Raw genomic sequence first — 11,649 nt, 5'->3', positions numbered from 1 at the left:
TATTTCTTTATGAGATAGGGGAATTTGCATATCCAAATTTAGAGGTACAAGCTGATGATTAATACAACATATAAACTGATCTCGAGATTCAATAACAAAGAATCTACCTATGGCCAATATGTCGAGAAAGAACAAATCGATATTGACCGCCTAAAAGTGATGTATTCCATCTACGAGCAGTATTATGAAAACACCAAATTTTCCATCTTTGTAGATGATTTTAAAAAGAAAAGTGGTGCGATCTTAATTTTCAACTCGGAAACGGATGAAATTGTTGGGTTCTCTACAGTGGTGGTTCAGCATTTTTATTTAAATGGTAAAGACTATACGGTGTTATTCAGTGGCGATACGGTGATCTTAAGAGCGTATTGGGGCACACGTACATTGCAAAGTACGATGCTTAAGCTGATGATTAAGTTACGGGTGAAATATCCGTTTAATGAGCTGTATTGGTTACTGATTTCCAAAGGCTACAAAACCTATTTGTTGCTTGCCAACAACTATTATGTCTATTACCCAAATATCAAAGATGAAAATCAACATTTATCAACGGTGGTTGAGCATTACTGTGAGAATTTCTTTGGTGAGTATTATGACAAAGAAGCCGGTTTATTAAACTTTGGTAATGACTATCAGCCGCTGAAAGGTGAAGTCGCGCCTATTACCGAAGAAATGAGAGCAAAAAATCCAAATATTCATTTCTTTGAACAGATGAATCCAACATGGACGGTCGGCACAGAACTACCGTGTATTGGTCGTTTAGGTTGGAAAGATCTTGCGCGGTTCCCTGTCAAATTAATCACTAAGCCAGCCAGTAAAGGTCGATGCGAAGCATTGTTAAAGACACCAGCAAATCGCCAAGGAGTCCTGCAATGAAGCATTCAGAATGGCTTACCACAGGTTCACATCTTATTTTAAAACAATGGTGTGATGTCTCTGACCGAGACTTTAAAAAGCATGCCAATAGCCTAGAGCACACACAACTTCAAATCTTGAGTTCAATTTTGCAGACGTCATACTTTGCCAAAGAGCGCAAGGTGCAAGATTATGCACAGTTTGTACAGGCTTTTCCTGCTTCGCGTTATGGCGCGTGGCGGGAGGATATTCAGCGTTATCGAGATCAGCAGATACAGCTTTCAAACAGTAAATTGGTCCGTTTTCAACCGACCAGTGGATCTAGCGAACAAATCAAATTTATTCCTTATACCAAGCTGTTTTTAGACGAACTTGATCACGCAATTGCACCGTGGATGGCCAGTTTATACCGTAAATGTCCGCAGTTACGTTCTGGCACACACTATTGGTCAGTTTCATGGTTGCCAGAAAGCCAGCGTGAAGTATTAAAAGATAAAAATTTAAATGATGACAGTGCTTTACTCGGTATTGGTAAACGTATTTTATCTAAATTTACTCAAGCAGTTCCCAGCAATGTTGCTTTTGCAGCCAATGCTGATGATGCACTGTTTGCAACGATTTGCTATCTGGTCGCCAATCGTAATCTCGCCATGATTTCGGTGTGGAGTCCAACCTTTGCTTTGCAGCTCCTAGATCGTTTGGAGGTAATGCAACAAGACGTAATTGAAGTTTTAGAGACAGGTCGTTGGGGAGCGCGTCAAGTTTCATTAAAAGAAGTCAAAGCCCCATTCAGCCCAGAAAGTGCAAAATGTCTGATCGACAGTTCAAATGGCGAACAGATTGATTTTAACCAATTATGGCCGAGTTTGAGTTTGGTATCGAGCTGGGATACTGCTGGCTCCAAAGCGTGGGCTGAAAAATTGAAACAGCGTCTTCCTTCGGTGCAATTTGAAGGCAAAGGCTTATGGGCCACTGAAGGTGTGGTGACCATTCCTTACAATGATCATTATCCATTGGCTTATCAAAGCCATTTCTATGAATTTGAGTATTTGGAAGGCGAAAAACAGGGACAGATTATCCCGTCATGGGAACTTAAAGTCGGTGATGTGGTCAGCCCAATTATTACATCAGGGAATGGTCTATTGCGCTATTGTCTTGATGATTGTCTACGTGTGACCAGTTTCCTTGAACAAGTCCCATGCTTTGAATTCCAAGGACGTCGTTTCGGGGTCGATCTAGTAGGCGAGAAGCTTGCACCAGAAACGGCACAGCAACTGCTTTCACAACTCAATGAAACGGAATCTAAAGCAATCTCTTTGCTTGCCATAGATACTGAACAACAGGTTAAGCCGTTCTATTGTGTTTTGTTTGAAGGTGAAATTCATCACAGCATTAATGATGAATATATCGATAGTATCTTACGGCAGAACTTCCATTATGAACTTGCCCGCAATCTCGGTCAGTTAGATCAGCCTCAGATTCGTCAAGCCAACAATGGTTGGAATGCTTATAAAAAGCTGGTCATGTTTGATGGCATCATTGAAGGCAATATTAAGCCTGAGCCACTCAAGAAAGTTACCCTCAATAGTTTGGAACAACTATGAAGAAAGGGCTGATGCAATTTAACGATCGAGTTTTTAAGTCCTCACATATTGCAGTATGTATGGCAATGTTATTGGTTTCGAATACTGTTAGTGCCATGACTTTAGATGAGGCTTTGTCAGCAAGTTTAAGGCATGAAAGTCAATTGGAGGTGAGCCGTTTAAGTGTGAATCAATCCACGGCAATGCTTGAACAGGCAAAACAACGTGATGGCCTGAAAGTAAACTTGGTTGGACAACTCGATTATGAAAGAGTCGAAACTCCCACCAATGTCATGTTTCCAACGGAAGGAAACCGAAAAGGTCGTAGTTTGCAATTACAAATGGATTACCCTATCTACACATCAGGGCGACATCGCTTGGGGATTGATGTTGCCAAAAATCAACTTTCTGCATATTCGCAAGGCTTGTCGGATCAACGTTCAGAAACGATTTTGAATACCGTCATGGTCTATACCGACGTTTTGAAGAAGAAAGCGATTTTAGAACTCAGAAAGAAAACCATGTCTAACTTACAGCGTTCGTTGTATGAATCACAACGACGTTTTGATGTCGGTATGATCACACGCGCAGACTTAGCGCAAGTGTTGGCTCAAGTTGCTCAAGGGCAAGCTGATATTACACAGGCGCAATCCAATCTTACTATGAGTGAAGCGCAGTTCTATCAAATTACAGGCACGACACCAGATAACTTGGTGAAAATTAATCGTCTGCCAGAGATTTCCAGCAATCTGGATGAGATCTTGGCCAAAACTAAGAATCATCCGGCATTACTGCGTGCCAAATATGAGAAACAAGCCTCTGAGAAACAATACGCTTTAACCAAGCGAGAACTTTGGCCCACAGTCATGTTGACCAGCCGTGCGGGCAAGCAACATGAAGCCAGTTATATTGGCTCGGAAAGTAATAATTACATGGTGGGGGTGCAACTGAACGTACCGTTGTATGACGATGGTTTAAACCGCGCCAATATCCGAAAAGCACAGGCAGATGTTGATTTAGCTAATCAAAAGATTCGGAGCCTTGAGCTTGATTTGAATCAGCGCGCACGTACCACGTATGCGCAGTTACAAACCATTCGCCAAAACAAAGACGCATTACAGAATGCGATTGATGCAGCGTCAATTGCTTTTGTTTATACCCGCAAAGAATTTGAATTGGGGACCAAAACAACTTTTGATTTGTTGAATACTGAACAAAAGCTATTGGATGTACAAACTCAGAAAACGGTCAATGAGCAAGACGAAATCGTTTTTGTTTATCAGCTCTTAGATCAAATGGGGCACTTAAACGATCTGGTGTCCACACAAAATATTGAACAGGTGAATAATTAATGAAAACAAATCCACCACATGCTGAGGCAAATCCGCTAATTACACGAGAAGCAACATTGGCAGATGATCAAGCTTTGCGTGAACTGATTGCCGTGCCGATGACCACCAAGGGTGTGCAGATCAGCTTTCAGCGTGAACCCAGTTATTTTAAAGCGTCAGATATTCTGTATCGGCACAAACTGCATGTGGTGATTGAAGACACTGAAAATCAAAAGAATGTTGCGTGTTATAGCAACGGACATCGTCCATGTTATGTCGATAAAACTGTACAGAATGTGCGATATGCCAGTGATTTGCGTGTTGATCCAAACTATCGAGGTAAATCACTGGTCAAAGTTTTAGGTGCACATGTCAAACAAACGCTGCATGAACCCAATTTCAGCCAGATGATTATTTTTAATGATAATTATGCAGCACGAGCAGCCATACAAACTGGTAAAACAGGAATTCCTGATTATTACGATGAAGGTCTGATTGAAACTTTAACCTTGACGCATTTGGGGACCAAAAGAAAAATTAAGGCTTTTTTAAATCTAAATAATCAAGTTCAAACAGAGATGCGTGAGATTAAGTCCTGCGTTGCACGGCCTGAGCATATTGCTGCAATGAATCGCTTTATTGCAGCAATGGCGCAGCATTATAATTTTATTCCAGCTTATGATTTTGCAGAATTACACGCAGCACATCACTATTTTACAGGGCTACAGCTTTCTGACTTTCAGCTTTATTTTCAAGATGGAAAACTTGTTGGGATGTTTGGGTTATGGGATCAACATAGCCTAAAACAAACCAAAATTTTACATTACAGTCCCGTGATTGGTGTATTTCGTCCCGTTTATAATTTATTGACCAAAATTACCAAAGCGATGCCTTTGCCTAAGCTCGGTGATTCGCTGAAATATCATGTATTACACACCTTGTTATGCCACCCAAAACATTTGGCACTGCATCATCTGATGCTTGAAAATGCCTATCAACTCTCAAAGCAAAGAGGGGTTGGTATCATCAGTTTTACCCTATCTCATCAAGATCCACGTTATCAGTTGAATCAGTTTTATAAAGGTGAACGATTAACGGGAATGCATGGATTTATTAGCTTTGCAGGAGATCCACGTCCGAACTTCGATCAGAATTTAATTCCATATTTGGAAGTTGGTCGGATTTGATTTGATCTCTAAGAAATGCCTCAAAGTATTGGAAAGTCAACTTTGAGGCATTTATCGAGTAGATAGGGGGAATTATTTAGCTTTTAAGCTGTTTGCATATTCGACCAGTTGATCAACTACCGTACCCCAACCTTCAAAAAAGCCCATATCTTCATGCTGTTGACGAGTTTCCGCAGTATGATGTCTCGCAATCGCAGTATATTTAGTTGCGCCTTCACCTGCATCTTCAAGCAATAGAATTGCAGTCATAAATGGATTTTCAGCCGGTTTCCAATCCTCTGTGTAGGTATCAGTAAAAACCAGTTTTTCTCCTTCAACCACTTCTAAGAAAACACCTTGATTATTGATTTCATTGCCATCGACATCAAAGACCGTATTGAATTTTCCACCGACTTTTAAATCAATTTCACAGGCCTTGATGGAGTGAGGTCGAGGAATAAAGAAGTGTTTGATATGTTCTGGTGTGGTCCAACATTCCCAGACCAGCTTACGTGGTACATCAATCACTCTTTCTAGTTTTAAATCAGTTTTTGGATCCAGTTTCATTTTCTCTTTTCCTTTTTAATTCGAGTGCGTAACGATCAAATTGATTAAGTCTTTGTTCCCAGATGGCCCGTTGCTCACTTAACCAATTTTGCATAGGCGTAAATGCATCAGGGGCCAGAGCACAAGTTCTGATTCTTCCATTTTTTTCAGAATGAATGAGTCCTGCTTGTTCTAGTTTATTCAGATGTTTTAGAAAAGAAGGCAGGGCCATATCATGTTGTTCAGCCAGTTCAGTAATTGAAGCTGCTCCGAAGGACAGCCGAGTCAGTATTTCTCTGCGCGTTGGATCACTGAGAGCACTGAACAATAAATCGAGTTTAGAATCATACTTAGCCATAGAGCTAAGTATTGTGTGTTTATTGATCTGATGTCAACAAAAACTTAGCTAAAAAGCTAAGTTTTTTAAAGATGATCGCTATCACTTTGTTTTTAATATTTATTCACCAATAAGATACCGACGAAACTGAGGACTGCACCCACAGCCATTGATCCAGTAATCGGTTCTTTTAGTATAAAAAAGGCCAGTAATACAGCAAAGATCGGAACAAGATTGGTAAAAATAATGGTTTTGGATGCTCCAATGGCATGAATGGCTTGTGCATACCAGACGAAGGCCAATACGGTACCCAATGCACCCAAATAAAGAACAGCTAGCCAACTGTTCAATGAGATATTGATAAGCGTTTTATAACTTAACTCAGGCATTGAACTGATGAAAAGAAATGCGGTCCCCCAAAGGACGGCGTATGTGGTCATAGTCAAAGCTGATGTATTCGCTTGTTTCAAGCACAAGGTATAAATCACCCAACTGAATACCGCCCCACACATCATCATTTCACCAAGCCCAAAAGACGGTTGTAAAGCATTAAATACTTCACCCCGAGTCACCACCAGCAGTGTTCCAACTAGGGCAATGCAGACACCAAGATAGTTGATTTCCCTTAATCTTTCGTGAAAGAAAATTCGCAAGATCAACACAGTCAGAATAGGTGACAAACTAACAAATAAAGCCGTTCTACCTGCCTCAATTCGAGAAAGCGCAGCAAAGAAAAACAGGTTATAAGCGCATACTCCAGTTAAGCCCATCATAATTGCATAGATATGCTGTTGAGTGGAAAGACGGGGAAAACAGCCTGTTGCTTTGATCATTAAAATAAGCAGCAAGATGGCAGCAATTGTGAAGCGTAACAGTGCAGACAAGGCTGGAGAAACTTCTGCAACAAGAACACGTCCAGCAATAAAGGTGCCACCCCACATCAAAGCTACACAGATCAATTTAAAATAAACAGTACAACTTGGCAGAGAAATTGCGAAATGACGCATGAGGTTTTTTAATCGACACAGAATTAAATCAAATCGTAAAACTAATTTATCTTTATAGTAAAATGAGCTTTTACTCATGAATGCTCCATCATGACGCTGACTCAACTCGGAATCTTTTCAAAATTGGCAGAATTAAAAAACTTTACCCTAACGGCACAGCAACTGAATATTTCACAGTCCGCAATTTCACATGCACTTAAATCCTTGGAAAAGAAATGGGAAACTCAGCTGTTTTATCGCAATAACAATGAAGTGGAACTCACCGCAGCAGGGCAAGGTTTACTGCCTTATGTGAATGAAATGCTGAATGTTTCAACCATCATTCATCAACAAGTCATGGACCTGAAAGGTTTTAAAACAGGGAGTTTGCGTATCGGCTCCTTTGGCGCATCTTCTTCTAATGTACTGCTTCCATTGATTTTAGAAAATTTCAGTCGGAAATATCCTCAGGTCGACGTATTGATTTTTGAGGGAACAGATAAAGACGTGTTGCAATGGATAGATGAGCGCAAAGTTGACCTTGGTTTTGTGGTTTTACCTGAGACTCGCTTTGATACTTTTGCTGTATTGGAAGATATCTTTGTGGCTTTGATATCAAAGCATTTACCGATTGCCCAACAAGCTGCGGTCAAACTGGAAGAATTGATGGATTATCCTTTCATTTTGACCAGTGCTGGCAGTCAAAATCATGTGCTGGAATTGTTTCGTGCAGCTCAACTGACACCTCAAGTGAAGTACCATCTCTCTCAAATCCTGTCGATTTTAAATATGGTAAATAGCCATGCAGCGGTATCTATTGTGGCTGATTTATCCCTTGATCAGAACATTCTGCAACTGTATCCCAATATCATAAAACGACCATTATCACCAAATATCAAACGCTCAATTGGTTTGGCTGTGAAAAACAAGCAGCAAATGACACCAATTGCAAAAGCATTTATCGAGATTGCAACACAGCTGTAAATATCAGGTTAAATCATCAACAATTCAGCTGATTGCTCATAAAAAGGCTAGAAAAACAGACAAAAGTTATCAATTACACAAAATACTTCTATAATAGCGTCCATTATTACTAGGGTCAGCGTTAGATCAAGCGACAAGATGACCTTAGCCACACTTTTTTAAGCAATCTCTTATCTACGATTTGGCTTATATCAATATTTTCAATCTTATGTGCTTGCAACACATAAGAATATTTAGGTGCTCGCATGGAAATCAAGGTTAATTATCTCGACAATCTTCGACAAGAAGCGAAGTTTGATGATTTTACGGTAATCGCCGATCAGCCCATTCGCTATAAAGGCGATGGTTCTGCACCTGGCCCATTCGACTATTTCCTTGCTTCATCTGCATTGTGTGCTGCTTACTTTGTCAAAGTGTATTGTGCTGCGCGTGACATTCCAACCGACAATATCCGTTTATCACAAAACAATATTGTCGATCCTGAAAACCGCTATAAACAGATTTTTAAAATTCAGGTTGAACTTCCAGCAGATATTTCTGAAAAAGATCGTCAAGGGATTTTACGTTCGATTGATCGCTGTACGGTAAAAAAAGTGATTCAGACGGGTCCTGAATTTATCATCGAAGAAGTGGAAAGTATTGATGCAGATGCACAAGCGTTGCTCATGCCAAGCCTGACTACAGAAAACAATACTTATATTTTGGGCAAAGACCTGCCGCTAGAACAAACCATTGCCAATATGTCAGAGATTTTGGCTGGTTTAGGCATGAAGATTGAAATTGCGTCATGGCGTAATATCGTACCAAATGTATGGTCCTTACACATCCGTGATGCGCAGTCTCCAATGTGTTTTACCAATGGTAAAGGCTCAACGAAAGAAAGTGCGTTGGCATCAGCTTTAGGTGAATTCATTGAACGTTTAAACTGTAATTTCTTCTATAACGACCAGTTCTGGGGTGAGGAAATTGCCAATGCAGAATTTGTGCATTATCCGGATGAAAAATGGTTTAAGCCGGGTCCAAATGGTGAATTACCAAAAGAAATTTTGGATGAATACTGTTTAGAAATTTATAACCCTGATGATGAATTACTGGGCACACATCTATACGACACCAACTCAGGCAATACTGAACGTGGTATCTGTTCATTACCATTCGTACGTCAATCAGATGATGAAACAGTCTATTTCCCATCGAATTTGATTGAGAATTTATATCTCAGTAATGGCATGAGCGCAGGGAATACCTTGGTTGAAGCTCAGGTTCAATGCTTATCTGAAATTTTTGAACGCGCGGTTAAGCGTGAAATCTTAGAAGGTGAAATTGCCTTGCCAGACGTACCACAAGAGGTATTGGCAAAATACCCAAGTATCGTGGCAGGTATCCAAGGTTTAGAGGAACAAGGCTTTCCCGTGCTTGTGAAAGATGCTTCATTGGGTGGTCAATTCCCTGTAATGTGTGTGACGCTAATGAACCCACGTACAGGCGGTGTCTTTGCCTCATTTGGCGCGCACCCAAGTTTTGAAGTCGCTTTAGAACGTAGTTTGACTGAATTATTGCAAGGCCGTAGTTTCGAAGGTTTAAATGACTTACCGCAACCGACTTTCCAGAGCAATGCGGTGACCGAACCAAACAACTTTGTTGAGCACTTCATTGATTCAAGTGGTTTGGTCTCTTGGCGTTTCTTTAGTGCTAAATCTGATTATGACTTTGTAGAATGGGACTTCACCAATGATGGTGAAAACTCCAATGCTGAAGAAGCGGCTGAGTTGTTTGGCATCCTTGAAGAAATGGGCAAAGAAGTCTACATGGCGGTGTATGAACACTTAGGTGCAACGGCATGCCGCATCTTGGTACCTGATTATTCTGAAATTTATCTGGTTGAAGACCTGATTTGGGACAACACCAATAAAGCCTTGTTATTCCGTGAAGATATTCTCAATCTACACCGTTTAGATGAAGAACAGTTGGAGGCATTGGTCGAGCGTTTAGAAGAATGTGAACTGGACGATTACACTGAAATCACGACATTGATTGGTATTGAGTTTGATGACAATACTGTGTGGGGTCAGTTAACCTTGCTCGAATTGAAGCTATTGATCTATGTTGCATTGCAACAGTTTGAAGAAGCCAAAGAGCTGGTTGAAACCTTCTTGCAATACAACACCAACACAGTAGAACGTGGTTTGTTCTATCAATGTATGAATGTCGTGCTTGAAGTTTTGCTCGATGATGAAATGGAACTGGACGATTACGAGATTAATTTCCGTCGTATGTTTGGCAATGAACGTATGGATGCAGTGGTTGGTTCGGTTGAAGGTAGCGTTCGTTTCTATGGTTTAACCCCAACCAATATGCAACTGGAAGGACTTGATCGTCATTTACGTTTAATCGACAGCTATAAAAAATTGCATAAAGCGCGTGCGAAAGCCGTCGGCTTAAATGTCTAAAACACGTTAAATATTCATTTAAAAAGTGCATGTTGATCATGCACTTTTTTTATTTAGAGCCGATAAAACTGTGTTTTTTTATCACTCAAAATTTTAATAAATTGATTGCTTGACCTTGCAATTATTGGAAGGACTACAGTGTCTTTCATAAAGGTAAATATGCAGCATTAGATAGAAGCGCTCATCTATTGACCGCATCATTCCCTTTATTTTCATCAATACAGCATATCAATCACATCTTAAATGAATGTTGATACTGCTCAATAAAAGGAAACAATAATGAGTGAACAACAATCTGCAACAACGTCTAACTCAAATGATTCAAGTGAGTTCTATAGTCTCTCTACACGTGCTTATATGGAACTAACGAGCCGTATGCATGCGGATATGCAAATCAATTACACTGGCAATGCCGACATCGACTTTATGCGTGGAATGATTCCACATCATCAAGTCGTAGTCGATATGGCCAAGGTCGCCTTGAAATATGGTTATGATCCAGAAGTCCGAATGTTGGCAAAAAATATGATTTTGGCACAGGATATTGACATTAAAGTAATAAATGCTTGGTTAAAAAGGCATTTCTTATAAGTCGGTATTGTTGACTTATTTTAGATAAAAGGCTTTAGACAAAGCCTTTTATCATTTGTTATTTATCATATCAACAAATGCAATGGTACTGACTATGCCGAAAATAACGGTTCTCCCGAATGAAAAAATTTGCCCTGAAGGTCGGGAAATTGAAATAGAACGCGGAGAAAACCTCTGTAGACGCTTACTTGATCATGGTATCGAAATCGAACACGCCTGTGATTTTTCAGGGGCATGTACAACCTGTCACGTAATTGTGAAAAAAGGATTCGATAGCTTAACTGAAATGGACGATATTGAAGCTGATTTACTCGACCGTGCTTGGGGGCTAACCCCTTATTCACGTCTATCCTGTCAGGTGAATGTACAGGAGGAGGCCCTAGAAATAGAAATCCCGAAATATACAGTGAATTATGTGTCCGAAAAGAAAGGCTGAACAGCTAATTTTCTAATTTAATGACCAAAAGACTTGACCTTCCAATTATTGGAACGTTTATATTGAATCTATCTTATTGAATAACCAAGTGGAGAATTCGTATGGAATTTCATGTTGAAAATATGACTTGTGGTGGCTGTGCACGTGGTGTAACGCGTGCGATCCAAGCAGTGGATGCCAATGCAAAGGTAATCACTGATCCACCTCACCGCAGTGTAAAAGTAGAAACTACGGCATCACAACAGCAAATCGTTAATGCTTTGGCAGAAGCGGGTTTTCCGCCACGTTAATTTACAGTGAATGAAAAATGCGGCCATCTCGGCCGCTTTTTTTGATTTAAGAAAATGCTCAAAAATAAAAAAGGCCATATTTCTATAGCCTTTT

The 11,649-nt window shown here is 40.1% G+C and carries 12 protein-coding genes; 9 read left to right on the top strand and 3 right to left on the bottom strand.

What is annotated here, in order from left to right:
* Nucleotides 1-54: 54 nt before the first annotated feature.
* Genes F887_RS08710 through F887_RS08725 form a run of 4 tightly spaced genes read left to right on the top strand, consistent with a single transcriptional unit; the run spans nt 55 to nt 4,956 of the window.
* Nucleotides 55-876 (top strand): hypothetical protein, encoded by an 822-nt coding sequence (locus F887_RS08710; protein ID WP_005294257.1) that lies wholly within the window; start codon nt 55-57, stop codon nt 874-876.
* Nucleotides 873-2,459, top strand: a complete 1,587-nt coding sequence (locus F887_RS08715) for a GH3 family acyl-acid amido synthetase (protein ID WP_005294256.1) — start codon at nt 873-875, stop codon at nt 2,457-2,459. Before F887_RS08710 ends, F887_RS08715 begins: the two co-directional genes overlap by 4 nt.
* On the top strand, nt 2,456-3,790 hold the full coding sequence (locus tag F887_RS08720; RefSeq protein WP_005294254.1) for a TolC family protein: 1,335 nt from the start codon (nt 2,456-2,458) through the stop codon (nt 3,788-3,790). Before F887_RS08715 ends, F887_RS08720 begins: the two co-directional genes overlap by 4 nt.
* Nucleotides 3,790-4,956, top strand: a complete 1,167-nt coding sequence (locus F887_RS08725) for a hypothetical protein (RefSeq protein WP_005294252.1) — start codon at nt 3,790-3,792, stop codon at nt 4,954-4,956. The genes F887_RS08720 and F887_RS08725 overlap by 1 nt, the downstream gene beginning before the upstream one ends.
* Before the next feature lie 72 nt (nt 4,957-5,028).
* Here the strand turns inward: F887_RS08725 and F887_RS08730 are convergent, their stop codons facing one another.
* The 3 genes from F887_RS08730 to F887_RS08740 form a co-directional block, all read right to left on the bottom strand.
* Nucleotides 5,029-5,502: an SRPBCC family protein gene (locus F887_RS08730; protein WP_005294250.1), complete on the bottom strand. Its 474-nt coding sequence runs from the start codon at nt 5,500-5,502 to the stop codon at nt 5,029-5,031.
* A complete protein-coding gene (locus F887_RS08735; protein ID WP_005294248.1) occupies nt 5,480-5,839 on the bottom strand; it encodes an ArsR/SmtB family transcription factor in 360 nt (119 codons plus the stop codon). The genes F887_RS08730 and F887_RS08735 overlap by 23 nt, the downstream gene beginning before the upstream one ends.
* A 92-nt stretch (nt 5,840-5,931) precedes the next feature.
* Nucleotides 5,932-6,825 carry a DMT family transporter gene (locus F887_RS08740; RefSeq protein WP_032863130.1) on the bottom strand — a complete coding sequence of 298 codons (894 nt, stop codon included), beginning with the start codon at nt 6,823-6,825 and terminating at the stop codon, nt 5,932-5,934.
* Nucleotides 6,826-6,915: 90 nt separating this feature from the next.
* Between F887_RS08740 and F887_RS08745 the strand changes: the two genes are divergently transcribed.
* The 5 genes from F887_RS08745 (at nt 6,916) to F887_RS08765 (ending at nt 11,555) form a co-directional block, all read left to right on the top strand.
* The gene (locus F887_RS08745; protein WP_005294244.1) at nt 6,916-7,788 is read left to right on the top strand and encodes a LysR family transcriptional regulator; all 873 of its coding nucleotides are present in this window, start codon (nt 6,916-6,918) and stop codon (nt 7,786-7,788) included.
* A 245-nt stretch (nt 7,789-8,033) separates the two neighbouring features.
* Nucleotides 8,034-10,238, top strand: a complete 2,205-nt coding sequence (locus F887_RS08750) for an OsmC domain/YcaO domain-containing protein (RefSeq protein ID WP_005294243.1) — start codon at nt 8,034-8,036, stop codon at nt 10,236-10,238.
* A 279-nt stretch (nt 10,239-10,517) separates the two neighbouring features.
* Nucleotides 10,518-10,829, top strand: a complete 312-nt coding sequence (locus tag F887_RS08755) for a CopM family metallochaperone (RefSeq protein ID WP_005294241.1) — start codon at nt 10,518-10,520, stop codon at nt 10,827-10,829.
* Nucleotides 10,830-10,923: 94 nt separating this feature from the next.
* Nucleotides 10,924-11,265 carry an ISC system 2Fe-2S type ferredoxin gene (gene fdx / locus F887_RS08760; RefSeq protein WP_005294240.1) on the top strand — a complete coding sequence of 114 codons (342 nt, stop codon included), beginning with the start codon at nt 10,924-10,926 and terminating at the stop codon, nt 11,263-11,265.
* A gap of 101 nt (nt 11,266-11,366) precedes the next feature.
* The gene (locus F887_RS08765) at nt 11,367-11,555 is read left to right on the top strand and encodes a heavy-metal-associated domain-containing protein (RefSeq protein ID WP_005294238.1); all 189 of its coding nucleotides are present in this window, start codon (nt 11,367-11,369) and stop codon (nt 11,553-11,555) included.
* The last annotated feature ends 94 nt before the right edge of the window (nt 11,556-11,649 follow it).

The sequence above is a fragment of the Acinetobacter sp. NIPH 2100 genome, assembly GCF_000369805.1.
Classification (GTDB): Bacteria; Pseudomonadota; Gammaproteobacteria; order Pseudomonadales; family Moraxellaceae; genus Acinetobacter.
The sequence above is the reverse complement of the archived record's forward strand: the minus strand, read 5'-3'. Positions and strand labels throughout refer to the sequence as shown.